Raw genomic sequence first — 16,794 nt, forward strand, 5'->3', positions numbered from 1 at the left:
TGAGGCTGGTTACGACGGAATGCGACCCCGATCCGCGTGTGAGGCCGCAGCGGGGCGGGTCAGCGCAGGGCGAGCAGGCGCGCGGTGTCGCCGAAGACCTCCAGCCCCGCGCACTCGCCGACGCCCTCCAAGAGCACGCGCCCCGCGGCATCCGTGTGCCGGATGATCACGCGGGCATCGAGCGTCTCTTCCACGCGCTGGTGCATCGCGGTGCGCAGCGGTGCGTGCAGCAGCCCCCCGCGCACGCGCTCGGCCTCGAGTTCGAGCCGCCCGTCGGGACCCTCCATGCTCCACCGCACGCGGTCATCGTCAATGACAAGGCTGCGCTCCCGGGACCGGTTGTAGGTGGTCCAGCGGTGCAGGCGACCGCCGTGGCGAAGCCCCACGATCGAGCCGCGGAACGAGCCGCGCAGCCACGGGATGATGGCGACGGATGCCACGAGTGAGGCATCCGCCGCCCCGCCGCCGACCGGGTCGATGTGGTTCGAGGCGAGCCAGACGTACCCCGCGGGAAACGCCTGACCCCAGTCCTTCTCGATGTAGCCGCGCCCGCCGTCGAACGCGACCTGCTCGCCCTCGACCTGCAGCGTGCCGGTGAGGTCGTGCCCGAACGACACGACGCCGTGGAAGCACTCCATGAACGGCACGAGCCCGTACCAGCCCATGATTCCCGGCTCGCGAAGCGTCACCGGCCACGGCTGGAGGGGTGTGGCGTACGAGATGCGCCCCCGCAGCTGGGGCAGATCGAGGGTCGCTCCTTCGGAGTCGAAGGTGTTTGCGCCCACGCGCACCTCGAACCGCCGGTCGGATGCCGCGAACTCCTCGGGGTCGAAGCGGTGGTACCACGCCCGACCCCCGACGCCGTCGAGCACCTGGACGAACGCCTCGTCTGCCGGCATGTCGCCGCGGCCATCGCCGCGGAACACTCCCGGGATCACGGCCCACCGATGCGCGCGGTCGGCGGAGACGAGCTTGACGTACCAGCCCTCGAAGAACGGCCGTCCGGCGCCGCGGCCGTGGAAGGCCTCGGGATGCCGGGCCCCGCGCAGATACGCCATCGGAGTCCGCATGCGGCTCACCCTACGCCGGGCGCGCGTCGACGCGGGTGGGTCAGCCGACGGCGGTGCCGAAGAGGGTGCCGACGAGGAAGGTCGCACCGAGCGCGAGCGCGCCGCCGATGACCGTCCGCAGGATGGCGCGGCCGCGGTTGGCGCCGCCGAGCCACGCGGCGAGATAGCCGGTGACGGCGAGGGCCAGCAGCACCGCCACGAACGTCCAGATGAGGCGCGCGGGATGCGGCAGCAGGAGGATCGTGGCCATGGGCAGCAGGGCGCCGACGAAGAAGGCGACGGCCGAGGCGAACGCGGCGTGCCAGGGGCTGACGACGTCGTCCTGGTCGATGTTCAGCTCGGCCGACAGGTGCGCGGCGAGCGCGTCGCGCGCGGTCAGCTCGGTCGCGACGCGCGTGGCCGTCTCCTCACTGAGTCCCTGCTCACGGTAGAGACCGACCAGTTCCACGAACTCGGCCTCCGGATCGTCGGCGAGCTCCCTGCGCTCCTTCTCGATGAGGGCGTGCTCGCTGTCGCGCTGGCTGGAGACCGACACGTACTCCCCCAGCGCCATGGAGATCGCCCCGCCGACGAGGGCGGCGGACCCGGCGAGCAGAACCGGCATGACCTCGGCCGTCGCGCCGGCCACGCCGACGACGACCGCCGCCGTGGAGACGATGCCGTCGTTCGCTCCGAGCACGCCGGCGCGCAGCCAGTTCAGTCGCTGCGCCACACCGCCGCGGTGCGGCTCATCAGGATGCGAGGATTGCGTGTCGGTCATCCCGTCACCGTATGCCGCCCGCCGCGGCCGCGCCAGCAAGGCAAGCCCAAGCGAACCCCGCATCCCCCGCCCGCCACCCCGTCATCGAGCGCGCAACCAGTTGAAACGCCGACACCGCGGTCACGAACTCCGCAGAAAGCGACGAACTCCGCACCGCGCAGCGGCGATGGATGCGGAGTACGCACGATACTGCGGAGTTGGGCGGGGCGGTGCGGCGCGCGCGTCAGCTGAGCCGGTGCTCGTGCAGCGCCGACGACAGGCTCGCTCCGTTGACGTCGAGGTAGAGCTGAGCCTCCATCACCGACAGGGTGACGGCGTTGCGCCGCTCCACGGCGTCTGCCGCGGCATCCACGAATCCCGCATCGAACGTTCGCAGCACGATGTCGTCGGCACGATGGATCTTCTTGCCCGCCCAGAGGGGCAGCAGCTTGGCCGCGTCACGGTGGCTGTAGACGACGGTGCGGTCGGCGAGCTTGCTTCCGCGGTGCAGTCGCTCGGCGTCGGGAGCCCCGACTTCGATCCACGTCGTGATCGCCCCGGTCGCATCCCGCACCAGCACCGCGGGTTCATCGGTGGCCGAGACGCCCTCGGTGAAGGCGATGCCCTCCGCGTACTCGAGGCAGTACGCGAGCAGGCGCGTGAGCATGAAGGCGCCGGTCTCGGACGGATGCTGCGCCATCCGCAGCGACAGGCTCTCGTAGACGCCACGATCGACGTCGGCCACCTGCACGTCGAAGGTGTGCATCACCGCGCCCGTCGCCATGGCTCCAGCCTACGGCGCCCGCCGGGGCGGACCCGGCCATTATCCTGGTCGCACCCGACAGGAGAAGAACGCTCATGCCGATCACCGACGCCGCTGCCCGTCTCGAGGCGATCGCCGACTACCGCATCGTCGACGCCCCGGTGGACCCCAACCTCGAAGGCCTGGCTGCGCTGGCGACGACGCTCTGTCACGTCAGCGGCGCCGCGGTCAACATCATCGACGACAGATACCAGCACCAGGTGGCGACAGCGGGGGTGGAGGCGGCGATCTGCGACCGCCAGGACTCGATGTGCGCCGTCGTGCTGCCCAACGCCCGTCACGTCTGGGTCCCCGACGCGAGCGTCGACGAACGCTTCGCCGAGAACCCCTTTGTGACCGGTGCACGCGGCCGTGTCCGCTTCTACGCCTCCAGCCCGCTCATCACTCCGGCGGGTGTCGCGATCGGAACGCTCTGCGTCTTCGACGACCATGCCGGCACCCTCACCGCGGAGCAGAGCTCCGCCCTGGATCTGCTGGCCGGGCAGGCCGTGGAGGTGCTGGAGCTGCGCCGGCTGACGCACGAGCTGGAGCGCTCCAACGATCAACTCGCGCACTTCGCCGGTCAGATCAGCCACGATCTGCGCAACCCGCTCACGGCTCTCATGGGCCAGATCGATCTCGCCCTGGACGGCGTGGACGACGGCGACGGGTCGCGCACGACCCACGCGCTGCGTCGGGCGGATGCCGCGGCGGCGCGGATGAACGTCATGATCACCGAGCTGCTCGCCTATGCACGGGTGGGCGGCGCCGAGGCCCGCCGTGAACGCGCCGCGCTGGGAGCGATCACGGAGGGCGTGATCGCCGATCTGGAGCGGGCCGTGGCGGCGTTCGATGCCCGCGTCACCGTGCGCATCGACCCCGACGACGCGATCGTCTGCGACCCGGCGCTGATCGCGGTGCTGCTGCAGAACCTCCTCGCCAACGCGCTGAAGTTCGCGGCATCCGCCGGTGTCGCGCCCGTCGTCGAACTCGACGCGCAGAAAGGTCCGACGGGGTGGACGATCACTGTCGACGACAACGGACCGGGCGTCGCGGCGGAGTTGCGCGACCGCGTGTTCGGCGTCATGGAGCGCGGCGACGCGGGAGACGTCCCCGGTCTGGGGCTGGGTCTGGCCACCTCCCGGCGCATCGCGCAGGCGCACGGCGGGCGTATCGCCATCGAAGACGCGGCGCTCGGCGGCGCCCGCCTGCGAGTGAGCCTGCCGACGGCCTGATCGACGACGACCGCGGCGGGCCCGGGGTCGCAGGCATGCGGCAGAGTGGAGCGCGTACGTCGTCGTACGGCCGACCGGAAGGAACCCCATGCAGCAGCGCACGATCGGACCGTTCACCGTGTCCGCGATCGGGCTGGGCGCCATGCCCGTCTCGATGAACAACGACAACGAGCTGCCCGATCGCGCCGATGCGATCGCGACGGTGCACGCCGCGCTGGATGCCGGGGTCACCTTCATCGACACCGCCGACATCTACGCGCCCTCGTGGGATCAGATGGGTCACAACGAGCGCATCGTGCGTGACGCGCTGGCCTCGTGGGACGGCGACACGAGCGGCATCCTGGTCGGAACGAAGGGCGGCATCACGCGCACCGCCGAGAAGGACTTCGGCCGCGACGGATCGCTCGGCTACCTGCGCTCGGCGGTGCGGCGCTCGATGGAGAACCTCGGTGTCGAGGTCATCGACTTCTACCAGTACCACCGCCCCGACCGGTGGATGGTGTACGGCGAGATCATGCAGAACCTGAAGACCTTGCAGGACGAAGGTCTCGTGCGGGCACTGGGCATCTCCAATGCGAGCGTCGAAGAGATCGCGATCGCCGAGCAGGTGCTCGGCGCGGGCAACCTCGTGAGTGTGCAGAATCAGTTCTCGCCTCGGTACCCGGGCAGCTACGACGAGCTGCGGTACTGCGACGCCCACGGCATCGCGTTCCTGCCATGGAGCCCGCTCGGCGGCACCGGTGGGGGCGGGCGCTCGGTCGGCGATCGGTTCGGTGTCTTCCGTGAGATCGGCGAGGCCCACTCCGTGAGCGCGCAGCAGGTCGTGCTCGCGTGGGAGCTCTCCCTGAGCCCGCGCGTCGTGCCGATTCCGGGGGCGCGACGCGCGGCATCCATCACCGACTCCGCGCGGGCCGCCGACCTCGTGCTCGACGCGGACGAGCTGGCGCGCTGCACCGCCGCGGTGGGGCTGGAGGTCTGACGCCCGCGTTTCGACTCACTGCGAGGGCTCAACGACAGACAGCCGCCGTCGCCACCCGGTCGTTGAGCGCGGCACTGCCGTGAGTCGAACCGGCCTCGACCATCGGCTGATTTTTCACGACACGCGTGCCTGCGCGCCGCGAGACGGAAACACGCGGCATCCATGATTGCGGGATGACGGACAACGAGGCGCTCTCGCGCATGGATCCCGAGGATGCCCGCGAGAACGCGCGCGAGCTGACCGGCGATCGTACCGAGGCCGCGCAGGACTTCTCCAGCGAAGACGCGGGCTATCACAAGACACTGCGTCCGCGGCAGATCCAGATGATCGCGATCGGCGGTGCGATCGGAACCGGCCTGTTCATGGGAGCGGGGGGCCGGCTCGCCTCCAGCGGGCCGTCGTTGATCCTCGTCTACGCCGTCTGCGGATTCTTCGCGTTCCTCATCCTGCGCGCGCTCGGCGAACTCGTCCTGCACCGCCCGTCGTCGGGGTCGTTCGTGTCGTACGCGCGGGAGTTCTACGGCGAGAAGCTCGCCTACGGCGCCGGATGGATGTACTTCCTCAACTGGGCGATGACTTCCATCGTCGACGTCACCGCGGCGGCCCTCTACGTCAAGTTCTGGGCGCAGTACTGGGAACCGCTGCAGCAGGTGCCGCAGTGGACGATCGCCCTCATCGCGCTCGTCGTCGTGCTCTCGCTCAACCTCGTCAGCGTCCGACTCTTCGGCGAGATGGAGTTCTGGTTCGCGCTCATCAAGGTCGCGGCGCTCGTCATCTTCCTCATCGTCGGCACCTGCTTCCTCATCTTCAGCGGGGCGACCGATGTCGGCGCCACGGGCTTCAGCGTCATCGCCGACAACGGCGGGCTGTTCCCGATGGGATTCGTCGCGCCGCTCCTGGCGATCTCCGGCGTCGTGTTCGCCTACGCCGCGATCGAGCTCGTCGGCACCGCCGCCGGCGAGACCGCCAACCCGGAGAAGGTCATGCCGAAGGCGATCAACACGGTCGTCTTCCGCATCGCGATCTTCTACGTCGGATCGATCCTGCTGCTCTCGCTCCTGCTGCCGTTCAGCACCTACGAGGCCGGGCAGTCGCCCTTCGTGACGTTCTTCTCGCACATCGGCTCGCCCGAGACCGGCGCGATCGCAGGTTCGGTCATGAACTTCGTCGTGCTGACCGCAGCCCTGTCGAGCCTCAACGCGGGCCTGTACTCCACCGGTCGCATCCTCCGCTCGATGTCGGTGAACGGCTCGGCGCCCGCCTTCACCGCGAAGATGAGCAAGAACGGCGTCCCCTACGGCGGCATCCTGCTGACGGCCGTCATCACCCTCGCGGGCGTCGGCATCAATGCGCTGTGGCCGTCGCAGGCGTTCGAGATCGTGCTCGAGGTATCGGCTCTCGGCATCATCGGCGGCTGGGCGACCATCATCCTCTGCCAGCTCAAGCTCGTGAAGTGGGCGAAGCAGGGAACGCTGCAACGGCCCCCGTTCCGCCTCTTCGGCGCCCCGTTCACCTCATACCTGACGCTCGCGTTCCTCGCGTTCGTGCTCGTCACGATGGGCTTCTCGGAGACCGGCCGATGGGTGCTCGCCTCGCTCATCGTGCTGATCCCCGCGCTCATCGTCGGCTGGTTCGCCGCGCGCGGCAAGATCCAGGCCGCCGTCGCGGCACGGGAGGGCTACACGGGCACCTACCCGGTGATCGCCGAGCGCCCGGCGACAGAGGCGGCCAAGCGGCGCCGTTGATCGCGGTGTCGTTGCTGGTCAGCGATCCAGATCCGAGAGGTGCTCGAGGAGCGACATCGGCGCGGCCGAACGTGCCCCGAAGAATTCCTCGTCGGCCGCCTCGACCGCGGCGTTAGCTGTGCGTGCTTTGTCGACACCTGCAGCGGTGGCCAGCACGCGCCGCGCCCTGGCGTCAGCGGGGTCGACGCGCCGTTCGACGAGCCCCTTTGCTTCCAGCGCGCGGAGCACCTGCGAGACCATCATGGGGTCCGTGCGCACGGTGTGGGCGAGGTCGACCTGGGTGGTTCCTCCAGGATCGGCTCGCCAGGTGAGGGCGGCGAGCAGCACGAACTGCACGTGCGTCAGGCCGAACGGTGCGAGCGTGCGGCGCATCACCGCCTGCCACCGATTGGTGACACGCCAGAGCATGAATCCCGGGCTGGCGTCATCGGACTCGAATCGCGTGTTCAACCCCGCTGTCATGCGTCGTTCTTCGCCTCCTCGATCGGCACCGAGAGCCACTCTGTCACGGGATCTCGACGAGTGCGATGAGACGATCGAGATCCTCCGGGACCGAGACCGAGAACCCCTTGAAGGCCGTCCGCGCCCACACCCGCGCGAGGGGACCGGTCATCCACACGCGGACGGTGAGCGTGGACCCATTGGGCGCGGACTCGACCGTGTGTCGGAACGTGAGGCGCGCCCCCGGCACGCTGCTGACGTCGGTGTACACGCGGTCCTGCTCGCACTCGGAGATCGTGAACCGAGTCTTCGGGCCGCCCACCGGCTTCAATACGCCCCGTGTGCCGGCGCGCACGGGGCCCTCCACACGCACCCACTCGGTGTCGGGCGACCACTCCGGCCATGACGCGTGGTCGATCCATCGCGCGAAGTAGTCTGCGGGCGCGGCGGAGGAGGTGCGGACGGCGGCAGCGAGTTCGATCATGGATTTAGTATGCGCGCTTACTATGAAGATGTCAAGTGCCGTGACATTCGGGTCTGCCCGGTGCTCGTGATCAACGAGCACCGGCACCGATATGGTCACCTCATGTCGATCCCCGCTGACAGACCCCTCGCCACGGCACCTTCGTCGACACCCGATGCCTACCGAACGTTCGGAATCGTCGGATTCGTACTGTCGTTCTTCGTCATCCTCAATCTCGCCGGACTCGCGATCAGCATCATCGCGCTGGTCGGCTCTCGTCGGCAGGGGCACCGCAACGGACTCGCGCTCGCGGGCGTCGTCATCGCAGGCGCCGGCGTCGCCGTGACATTGGTGATCGTGTTCGTGCTCGGCGCCACCGTGGTGGATGCCGGGCAGACCTGTGCTCGCCTCGGAGAAGGCGTGCACACCGCGGGACCCGCGACCTACACCTGCGGCCCCGGCTCCTTCTACGTCCGCTATGGCGGTTGACCGACAGCGAAAGCACCGATGACGAAGGCCCCGACATCCGCGCGATTTCGCGGGAGTCGGGGCCTTCGTGATGGCGGTGACGGTGGGATTTGAACCCATGTATCGCGAGCGCAGTCGCCATCACTTCAATGCCGTGACCGCATAATCCCGCGGTTCGACCTCGTTCCCGGTTCCACTCGCCTCCCTTCATCTGCGTTCGTCTTTACCCACGCGTCTACCCGCTTGAGATACCTCTACGAGACCCCGCGCTAAGTCTCATGTTGACCCATCGCCTCCGATGGCACCTTCCCGCGGATACTGATAGCTCGTACACGATCCGTATCCGGGCGATGCGCAGTCAGGGGGCGTTGCGGGCGTGGCGGAATCGTGCGGGCGAGGCGAGGCGAGGCGCCGTTCATTCGCGCAGCAACGACGATCGGCGTGACGTCTCCCGCGCCGCCACCACGTAGAGGACGACCCGGGAGGCGGGGTCGCTTCCTCGGGCCCTCTACGTGAGAGGCAGATCGGTGAGGCAGGTGGGGTCTTCCGCGCCAGTGGAGATGGGGGTGGTGATCGAGCCGTTCTCGTGCGTGATGGTGAGTGTGGCGTCGATGTCGCGGGGAAGCCACAGTCCGACGAAGCCGTTGCTGTTCGTCGTGCGTTCTTCGTCGAGCAGCACCTCGCCATCGTCGCCGACGACCGTGAGGTGGAGGGGCTCGTCGCCGAGCTCTCCGACGCAGGTGGTCAGACTGTGGAAGTAGCAGTCGTGCGTGGTGTTCCGGTACGGCGCGACGGAGAGGTAGAACTCGTCCTCGAGTGGGACGGAGGTCTCGGGCCCACCGTCGATGGTGAACAGCACGGCGTTCGGGCGCACGGATGCGATCAGGTCGTCGCGTCGGTCGTCGACCGGTGTCGCTTCGAGTTCGTCGATGACCTGGTGGATGGTCTGGTCGGGGAAACCGGCGGCGGCGAGTGGATCGGTGGTCGTACTGTCGGGGGTGGCGGCTGCGCAGCCGGTGACGAGGAGCAGGGTGGTCGCGAGGATCACGCCGAGGTTGGTTTTCGATGCGCGAGGCATGGCAGGGTTCACTTTCGTCGAAGGTTGTGTGGGCGCCCGGACACGGGCGATGCGGTTGCCGGCGAACAGTCCCGGCGGGCCGCACTCACGTTCGACTGACTGAAAGCTCCCAGAGCGTGAGGGAGCGCGGCGCAGCTGCTCCTTCGGCGGGCGACGGCTGTCGTGCGCCGGGAGACAGCGCGCGGAACCAGGCTCGCGTCGGCACCACGCCCGCATGCACGGTGGGTGGCTGCAACGTCATCCCGCAGTGCACGCCCATCGCGGCGTGCGGGCTGCCGCTTCCATCCGGGCACACCGCGCACCCCGCGCAGTCCGAGCGATCCGGGGAGTGGGTGCTCTCGCTCTGCGTCGACATCGCGGGCGCGGCATCCGCGGCCGTCGCGGGAGAGACATGCAGGGCGAGGAGAGCAACGAGGACCAGCCCGATGACCGCGCACATGCCGCGCCACCGCGCGTAGCGGCGAGAGCTGGCGATCGCGGACGAGGTCATGACTCCCTCAGGATGTCACGACGATCGCGTGCCCCCGCCCAGCCTTCTGACAGGAAAAATCAGCTGGCGGCGGGGTGGGGGTGAATACCCCGGTGGGGTACTCTGCGAACCAAGGAGATCTGTGGCCCTGGACACGACGCGAACTCGTCTGCATCCGCCGATGCTGTGGCGGTGGATGCTGTCGGTGTTGCTCGCGGCGCTGGTGATGGTGGGGCTGCTGGGCATGCACACGCTCATGACCGGGCACCCCGAAGCGCCGATGACGGCCGTTTCGAGCATCGGCGCCGAACACGGCCACGGCCCCTCGTCGGACACCGGTGTCGTCGCCGAGACCGCCTGTGCGGACTGCGCGCCCGGTGCGGCGCATGACGCGTTGATGGCGGCGTGCGTGCTCGGTCTGCTGGCGGTGGTGCCGTGGGCGGCGCGCTCCGGCCCCGGGGTCATCCGCGGCCGAAGCCGCGGGCCGAGCCCGCTGGCGCGTGTGGTCGGGGTGCTGTTGTCGGTGCTGCCCCGTCCGCCGTCGCTGCTGGACCTGTCCATCAGTCGAACGTGAACCGACTGTCCCGGCCCTCGTGGCCGGGGCTGAGTCATGCCCGCACGCGGGCGAAGTTCACCGATCGATGGAGAAGGACCAATGGTTGTGAAGAAGTTCCGATGGACGGTATTGACCGTCGTGCCGCTCGCGGTGGCGGTGTCGCTGGCAGGGTGCGCCTATGTCGGCGGCGGATCGACGCCGGGGATGGGCCAGGGCGGGATGATGTCGCCCACGTCGCCGTCTGCCCAGGTCAACGCGGCGGACGAGATGTTCGTGATCATGATGATCCCCCACCACGAGCAGGCGGTGGAGATGAGCGACACGATCCTCGGCAAGGACGGCATCGACGATCAGGTGCAGGCCCTGGCGCAGCAGATCAAGGACGCGCAGGCCCCCGAGATCGAGCTCATGCAGTCCTGGCTCACCAATTGGGGAATGAGCTCCAGCGGCGACATGAGCGGGATGGGGCACGGTGACGGGATGATGTCCGATGGCGACATGGCGGCGCTGGAAGCCGCCGACGGCGCGGAGGCGGCGCGGTTGTTCCTGGAGCAGATGATCGTGCACCACGAGGGCGCGATCGAGATGGCGCAGACCGAACTCGACCAGGGAGCAAACGAGGAGGTGATCGCGCTCGCACAAGCGATCCTGGACACGCAGACTACCGAGATCGCCACGATGGAGAACCTGCTCACCCAGAACTGAGGAATCATTCCGAGGGTCTCGCCCTGTCGAACGCGAGACCCCTCGGAATACCCGAGGGGGGTATCCCGGTTGATGGATGACATGTCGGCAATCCGAGGAAGGGCACCCCGCCTGACGCCGGAATCATCCGACCACAGACCAGCGAGGAGGCTCGTCATGACCGATCCGCACGCACACCACCACGACCCATCACGGGGAACACGCGAGGCGCCGGTCGGCTCTCACGTCGCTGAGCACGGTGGCCACCACGTGAACGGCATGGACCACCCGGCCGGGCACGACCCTCACGGCGAGCATGATCACCCCGGTGGGCATGCCGGGCACGGGGCCGATCATGTGGCACGGTTCCGGCAGTTGTTCTGGATCAACCTGATCCTCGCGGTGCCGGTGGTCGCGTTCTCGAGCACGTTCGCCATGCTCTTCGGGTACTCGCTGCCCGACGCCCCCGGCATCAACCTGATCGCTCCGCTGGTCGGTACGGTCATGTATTTCTGGGGCGGCTGGCCGTTCCTGTCCGGCGCGGTCAGCGAACTGCGGGCACGCACGCCCGGGATGATGCTGCTCGTCGGCGCGGCGATCACCGTCGCGTTTCTCGCATCCTGGGGCGCCAGTCTGGGCCTGCTGCACCATGAACTCGAGTTCTGGTGGGAGCTCGCGCTGCTGATCGTGATCATGCTCCTCGGCCACTGGATCGAGATGCGCTCCCTCGCCCAGACCACATCAGCCCTGGATTCACTCGCCGCGCTTCTGCCTGACGAGGCCGAGCGCGTCGACGGCGACCAGATCGTGACGGTTTCCCCCGCAGACCTCCGTGTCGGCGATGTGGTCGTGGTCCGTCCCGGCGGCAGCGTCCCCGCCGACGGCCGGATCGTCGACGGGCGGGCGGACATGGACGAGTCCATGGTCACCGGCGAATCACGCCCCGTCTCCCGCAGCACCGGCGACACCGTCACCGCGGGGACCGTCGCGACCGACTCCGGCCTGCGCGTCCAGGTCACCGCGACCGGAGACCAGACCACCCTCGCCGGCATCCAACGACTCGTCACCGACGCGCAGAACTCCACCTCCCGCGCCCAGCGCATCGCCGACCGCGCCGCCGGCTGGCTGTTCTGGTTCGCCCTCGGCGCCGCCGCGGTCACCGCCGTCGTCTGGACCCTCGTGGGCAGCCCGGACGACGCCGTCATCCGCACCATCACCGTCCTCGTCATCGCCTGCCCGCACGCGCTCGGACTGGCGATCCCGCTCGTGGTGTCCATCGCGACCGAACGCGCCGCCCGCGGCGGGGTGCTGATCAAAGACCGTCTCGCGCTCGAACAGATGCGCACCATCGACGCCGTCCTGTTCGACAAGACCGGAACCCTCACCAAGGGTGAACCCGTCGTCACCGCCATCGCCCCCACCGGCGGTCACGACGCCGACACGGTGCTCGCGATCGCCGCCGCGGCCGAAGCCGACAGCGAGCACCCACTCGCCAAAGCCATCGTCCGTGCCGCGCAACACCGTGGCCTCCAGATCGAGAACGTCACCGGATTCACCTCCTCCCCGGCGGTCGGCGTGACCGCCACCCTGGACGGTCACGAGATCCGTGTCGGCGGTCCCCGCCTGCTCGAAGAGCTCGGCGCATCGGAAGTCGATGAAGCGGCAACCTGGCGCGCAGACGGCGCAATCATCCTGCACGTCGTCCAAGACGGCGCCGTGATCGGCGGACTCGAACTCGCCGACGAAATCCGTCCGGAATCCCGCGAGGCCGTCGACGCGCTCCACAAGCTCGGCGTCGAGGTCGTAATGATCACGGGCGACGCCGAGGCCGTTGCTCACGCGGTCAGCACCGAACTGGGCATCGACCGCGTCTTCGCCGGGGTGCGCCCGGAAGACAAGGCCGCCAAGATCGGTGCGCTCCAGGCCGAGGGGAAGAAAGTCGCCATGATCGGCGACGGCGTCAACGACGCCCCCGCCCTCGCAACCGCCGACGTCGGCATCGCGATCGGTGCCGGCACGGACGTCGCGATCGCCTCAGCCGGCGTGATCCTCGCCAGCTCCGACCCGCGCTCCGTGCTGTCCGTGATCGAACTGTCCCGCGCCAGCTACCGCAAGATGAAGCAGAACCTCTGGTGGGCCGCAGGCTACAACCTGATCTCTGTACCGCTCGCCGCCGGCATCCTCGCCCCCATCGGATTCGTGCTGCCGATGGCAGTCGGCGCGATCCTTATGTCCCTGTCCACCCTCGTCGTCGCCCTCAACGCCCAACTCCTGCGCCGGCTGGACCTCGACCCCGGGGTAAGCACGCGCGCGATCCTAACGAGATAGCTCAGAACCGCACCCGGTACGCGGGATCCTCATACGGGCACTACACGTAAGAGGGGCCTCGCGTGCGGCGAGGCCCCCGTGCTTGTCCCAGGTGGTAGTCGATGCCAGAGGGTGGGCGATCAGCAGCCACCTATCCCGCTCCATCGCACCTTGATGCCGACCGAGATGTCCTTGGCGGGGCGCATCGACTCCTTCCAGCGCAGCGATGGCTCGGTGTGTGTCGACGCTGACGGCAGAGATGTCCTGCGCCACGTCGCGGACAGTCGACTCCCAGTTGCGGCAACCGCCGCTGGTGCCAGCAGCGGGCGGCTTCTTGCGAAGACTCGCTCAGCGCCTCTTTCGTTGCTTTCGCTTGCGTCGACGTGACGCATTCGCTCCGGAGCCCTTCCTGCCCCCAGAAACGGCAGGAGCTGCCCCCGATCCTGCGGACACAACGTGCACTGGCTCGATGGGTGACTGCAACTGCATATCTTACTGGTAGTGCGCGTTATCCAGTGAGGTGTTATTGGGTCGAGGACCGAGCCGAATTCGGACACCTGGCAGGTGGGTTGACAGTGGCGATCTGAATCGGCCTGACTTTCGTTCCGTTCTTCAAGCAAGGATGGAACTCGATGAACAGGAAGTACTCGCCGGAGATGCGTGAGCGGGCGTTGCGGATGCTCGCGGAGACGCGGCCGTCGCACCCGACGATGATGAGCGCGGTCCGTCACGTGGCCGGTCTGCTCGGGATGAGCCCCGAGACGCTGCGGCTCTGGCAGTGTCGCTACGAGGTCGACGCCGGCGTGAAGCCCGGGCTCACGACCGATGCGGCGGCGGAGATCAAGCGGCTGCAGAAGGAGAACGCCGAGCTGCGGAAGGCGAACGAGATGGCGGATTCAACCGGTCAACGCAACGGGTGCTGTGAGATGAAGCAGGCGCTGATCTCGGGAGGCATTCGTTGCAGGGCAAACATGGTCATCTCAGTCGCGAGCAGAAGCAGCTCGCGCTCCGTCTCCACTCGAAGGGGTGGCGGCTCATCGATATCGCCCGCGAGATCGGCTGCACGGCGCCGATGGTCGGCCGCATGGCGAGGGAGGGCCGTCACCTCGACGGGAAGCCGTTCGGCTGGGAGCCGCGCGAGGGGCATCTGACGGTCTTCGACCGTGAGGAGATCCTGGTCGGCCTCGCCCGCGGTGACACGCTTACTGCGATCGCGCGTGCCCTGGGACGCGCGGTGTCGACGGTCAGCCGCGAGGTCAAGCGCGGCGGCGGACGGGAGGAGTACTCGGCGTGGCGGGCGCACGAGGACGCACGAGAGCAGGCCCGCCGACCGAAGCCGTTCAAGCTCGACAGTGGACGGCTGCTCGAGGTCGTCACGACGCAGCTGGAGCAACTGTGGTCGCCGCAGGAAATCGCCGCGCGCTTATGTTTGGAGCATCCCGACAACCCGGAGATGCACGTGAGTCACGAGACGATAGTAGTGCCCCTTAAGGTGGTGTAGCCCACGGTGGCCGGCTCGTCGTTCACGACGTAGGCGCGGTCACCGTGTGATCCTTCGAGGAAACTCTCACATCCCACTCGAAAGGCATCATCACGATGACCGCACTTCATATTGTCGACCCTGCGAGCGTGCTCGCTGAAGCCTTGACCGACGCGTCGCCGGATCTGATGCGCAGCCTGCTGCAGACCACGATCAACGCGCTCCTCTCCGCTGACGCGGATGCCGTCGTGGGCGCGGAATGGGGAAAGCCCAGTCCCGACCGGACCGCGCAACGCAACGGTTACCGGCACCGCGACCTCGACACCCGTGTCGGGACGATCGACGTAGCGATCCCGAAGCTCCGCCAGGGCACGTACTTCCCGGAATGGCTGCTTGAGCGCCGCAAGCGGGCCGAGACCGCGCTGATCACCGTCGTCGCGGATTGCTATCTCGCCGGCGTCTCGACCCGCCGGATGGACAAGCTCGTGAAGACCCTCGGGATCCATAGCTTGTCGAAGTCTCAGGTCTCACGGATGGCCGCAGACCTCGACGAGCACGTCGACCAGTTCCGGCACCGCCCCCTGGGTGACGCGGGGCCGTTCACGTTCGTCGCCGCCGACGCCCTCACGATGAAGGTCCGTGAGGGCGGGCGGGTGATCAACGCGGTCGTGCTCGTCGCGACCGGCGTCAACGGCGACGGGCACCGGGAAGTCCTCGGCCTCCGGGTCGCGACCAGCGAGACGGGGGCCGCCTGGAACTCGTTCTTCGCTGACCTGGTCGCCCGCGGTCTCGGCGGGGTCCGCCTCGTCACCAGCGACGCCCATGCCGGGCTCGTGGACGCGATCGCGGCGAACCTGCCCGGCGCGGTCTGGCAACGCTGCAGAACCCACTACGCAGCGAACCTGATGAGTGTCTGCCCGAAGAGCATGTGGCCGGCCGTTAAGGCGATGCTGCACTCCGTCTACGACCAACCCGACGCCGACGCCGTCAACGCGCAGTTCGACAGGCTCCTGGACTACGTCGAGGAGAAGCTCCCCGACGCGTTCGAGCACCTCGACAACGCCCGCGCGGACATCCTCGCGTTCACGGGGTTCCCCGACGGGCTCTGGCAGCAGATCTGGTCCAATAACCCCAACGAGCGGTTGAACAGGGAGATCCGCCGCCGCACCGACTCCGTGGGCATCTTCCCCAACCGCGACGCGATCATCCGCCTCGTCGGCGCCGTCCTCGCCGAGCAAACCGACGAATGGGTCGAAGGCCGCCGCTACCTTGGCCTCGAGATCCTCACCAAGAGCCGCCTCGCCCTCGTCCCCGACACCGGAAGCGAGGTGAACACCGACACCGTCCTCGAACTCAGCGCCTAACCGAAAACAACAGCAGAAGGATCACCGACCGCTACACCACGTACTGGGGCTTGACCGAGACGATCTACCAGTCCCTGTTCGTGCAGGGACGCGGGCAGCTGCGCCGCGAGCTCGCCCGCTGCCTGCGGTCGGGGCGGGCGGCACGGAAGTCGCGGACCGCGACGGACGGGCGGGGCCGGCTGCCAGGGATGGTGATGATCAGCGAGCGCCCCGCAGAGGTCGAAGACCGTGCCGTGCCGGGGCATTGGGAAGGCGACTTGATCCTCGGCGAGAACAGTCGCAGCGCCGTGGGAACCCTCGTCGAACGCAGCACCCGCCTCACACTTCTGCTGCACCTGCCCGACGGGAAGAGCGCCGACAAGGTGGAGGCCGCAATGCGCGAGGCGATCACCGCGCTTCCGGCGTCGCTGGCGCGGACGATCACCTGGGATCAGGGCGCCGAGATGGCCAAGCACGCCGAGTTCACCACAGCGACCGGCATCCCGATCTACTTCTGCGACCCGCACTCCCCGTGGCAGCGCGGAAGCAACGAGAACACCAACGGACTGCTACGCCAGTACCTGCCGAAGAGCACCGATCTGAGCATCGTCACCCGCGCTGAGCTGACCGCGATCCAGGACTCGCTCAACGGACGACCACGCAAAACGCTCGGCTATCTGACACCATCGGAGAAGTTCACAGAACTCATTGCGACCACCGCTTGAATCCGCCGACTCGAAGCCGACGCCGGGCTTGACGAAGGGCACCTGCGGGAGTTCGCCCTCCAGGTCGCCGCAGGCATCCAACCCGCCGTCGCTGTCGTCACCGAATCGCTCCCCGATCGGCTGAAAGAGCTGCCCGCCGTCGCGCTCTACGCGCACGCAACCTACACGCAGACCCGTAGAGTCAGCGACACCCTCACCTGAGCGGGCGGG

15 protein-coding genes and 3 pseudogenes are annotated in these 16,794 nt (G+C 68.3%); 11 read left to right on the forward strand and 7 right to left on the reverse strand.

Annotation, left to right across the window (positions count from 1 at the left end; genetic code table 11):
• Positions 1 to 59: 59 nt before the first annotated feature.
• The 3 genes from HMPREF1529_RS03000 to HMPREF1529_RS03010 all read right to left on the reverse strand — a co-directional run bounded on the left by HMPREF1529_RS03000 (position 60) and on the right by HMPREF1529_RS03010 (position 2,593).
• Positions 60 to 1,070, reverse strand: coding sequence for a tocopherol cyclase family protein (locus tag HMPREF1529_RS03000; RefSeq protein ID WP_016463632.1), 1,011 nt, complete (start codon positions 1,068 to 1,070; stop codon positions 60 to 62).
• Positions 1,071 to 1,110: 40 nt separating this feature from the next.
• Complete coding sequence (locus tag HMPREF1529_RS03005; protein ID WP_036282662.1) at positions 1,111 to 1,830, reverse strand: VIT1/CCC1 transporter family protein; 720 nt, start codon at positions 1,828 to 1,830, stop codon at positions 1,111 to 1,113.
• Positions 1,831 to 2,053: 223 nt separating this feature from the next.
• On the reverse strand, positions 2,054 to 2,593 hold the full coding sequence (locus tag HMPREF1529_RS03010) for a YaeQ family protein (protein WP_016463634.1): 540 nt from the start codon (positions 2,591 to 2,593) through the stop codon (positions 2,054 to 2,056).
• A gap of 74 nt (positions 2,594 to 2,667) precedes the next feature.
• On the opposite strand from HMPREF1529_RS03010, the gene HMPREF1529_RS03015 reads away from it, so the two are divergent.
• The 3 genes from HMPREF1529_RS03015 (at position 2,668) to HMPREF1529_RS03025 (ending at position 6,570) form a co-directional block, all read left to right on the forward strand.
• The gene (locus HMPREF1529_RS03015; RefSeq protein ID WP_016463635.1) at positions 2,668 to 3,846 is read left to right on the forward strand and encodes a sensor histidine kinase; all 1,179 of its coding nucleotides are present in this window, start codon (positions 2,668 to 2,670) and stop codon (positions 3,844 to 3,846) included.
• A gap of 88 nt (positions 3,847 to 3,934) precedes the next feature.
• Positions 3,935 to 4,825: an aldo/keto reductase gene (locus HMPREF1529_RS03020; RefSeq protein WP_016463636.1), complete on the forward strand. Its 891-nt coding sequence runs from the start codon at positions 3,935 to 3,937 to the stop codon at positions 4,823 to 4,825.
• Between the two features lie 173 nt (positions 4,826 to 4,998).
• Positions 4,999 to 6,570: an amino acid permease gene (locus HMPREF1529_RS03025; RefSeq protein WP_016463637.1), complete on the forward strand. Its 1,572-nt coding sequence runs from the start codon at positions 4,999 to 5,001 to the stop codon at positions 6,568 to 6,570.
• 18 nt (positions 6,571 to 6,588) lie between these two features.
• Here the strand turns inward: HMPREF1529_RS03025 and HMPREF1529_RS03030 are convergent, their stop codons facing one another.
• Positions 6,589 to 7,032: a MarR family winged helix-turn-helix transcriptional regulator gene (locus HMPREF1529_RS03030; protein WP_016463638.1), complete on the reverse strand. Its 444-nt coding sequence runs from the start codon at positions 7,030 to 7,032 to the stop codon at positions 6,589 to 6,591.
• 43 nt (positions 7,033 to 7,075) lie between these two features.
• Positions 7,076 to 7,495 carry an SRPBCC family protein gene (locus HMPREF1529_RS03035; protein WP_016463639.1) on the reverse strand — a complete coding sequence of 140 codons (420 nt, stop codon included), beginning with the start codon at positions 7,493 to 7,495 and terminating at the stop codon, positions 7,076 to 7,078.
• 102 nt (positions 7,496 to 7,597) lie between these two features.
• Here HMPREF1529_RS03035 and HMPREF1529_RS03040 point away from each other — a divergent pair, with 102 nt between their 5' ends.
• Entirely contained in the window at positions 7,598 to 7,963 is a 366-nt protein-coding gene (locus HMPREF1529_RS03040; RefSeq protein ID WP_157533854.1) for a hypothetical protein, read from the forward strand.
• 487 nt (positions 7,964 to 8,450) lie between these two features.
• Here HMPREF1529_RS03040 and HMPREF1529_RS03045 read toward each other — a convergent pair whose 3' ends face one another.
• Positions 8,451 to 9,020 carry a CueP family metal-binding protein gene (locus HMPREF1529_RS03045; protein ID WP_016463641.1) on the reverse strand — a complete coding sequence of 190 codons (570 nt, stop codon included), beginning with the start codon at positions 9,018 to 9,020 and terminating at the stop codon, positions 8,451 to 8,453.
• A gap of 85 nt (positions 9,021 to 9,105) precedes the next feature.
• A complete protein-coding gene (locus HMPREF1529_RS03050; RefSeq protein WP_016463642.1) occupies positions 9,106 to 9,510 on the reverse strand; it encodes a hypothetical protein in 405 nt (134 codons plus the stop codon).
• A 121-nt stretch (positions 9,511 to 9,631) separates the two neighbouring features.
• Here HMPREF1529_RS03050 and HMPREF1529_RS03055 point away from each other — a divergent pair, with 121 nt between their 5' ends.
• From HMPREF1529_RS03055 to HMPREF1529_RS03080, 7 genes and pseudogenes are all read left to right on the forward strand, one after another.
• A complete protein-coding gene (locus tag HMPREF1529_RS03055; RefSeq protein WP_016463643.1) occupies positions 9,632 to 10,063 on the forward strand; it encodes a DUF6153 family protein in 432 nt (143 codons plus the stop codon).
• Between the two features lie 81 nt (positions 10,064 to 10,144).
• Positions 10,145 to 10,750 (forward strand): DUF305 domain-containing protein, encoded by a 606-nt coding sequence (locus tag HMPREF1529_RS03060; protein WP_016463644.1) that lies wholly within the window; start codon positions 10,145 to 10,147, stop codon positions 10,748 to 10,750.
• Positions 10,751 to 10,906: 156 nt separating this feature from the next.
• Entirely contained in the window at positions 10,907 to 13,057 is a 2,151-nt protein-coding gene (locus tag HMPREF1529_RS03065) for a heavy metal translocating P-type ATPase (RefSeq protein ID WP_016463645.1), read from the forward strand.
• A gap of 611 nt (positions 13,058 to 13,668) precedes the next feature.
• Positions 13,669 to 13,908, forward strand: a pseudogene (locus HMPREF1529_RS16470) (transposase); the annotation flags it as partial.
• 86 nt (positions 13,909 to 13,994) lie between these two features.
• A pseudogene (locus tag HMPREF1529_RS03070) lies at positions 13,995 to 14,531 on the forward strand (transposase); the annotation flags it as partial.
• Positions 14,532 to 14,632: 101 nt separating this feature from the next.
• Entirely contained in the window at positions 14,633 to 15,880 is a 1,248-nt protein-coding gene (locus tag HMPREF1529_RS03075; protein WP_016463647.1) for an IS256 family transposase, read from the forward strand.
• Positions 15,881 to 15,936: 56 nt separating this feature from the next.
• Positions 15,937 to 16,584: pseudogene (locus HMPREF1529_RS03080) on the forward strand (IS30 family transposase); the annotation flags it as partial.
• Positions 16,585 to 16,794: the final 210 nt, after the last annotated feature.

Origin of the sequence: Microbacterium sp. oral taxon 186 str. F0373 (assembly GCF_000411455.1) — a bacterium.
GTDB lineage: Bacteria > Actinomycetota > Actinomycetes > Actinomycetales > Microbacteriaceae > Microbacterium.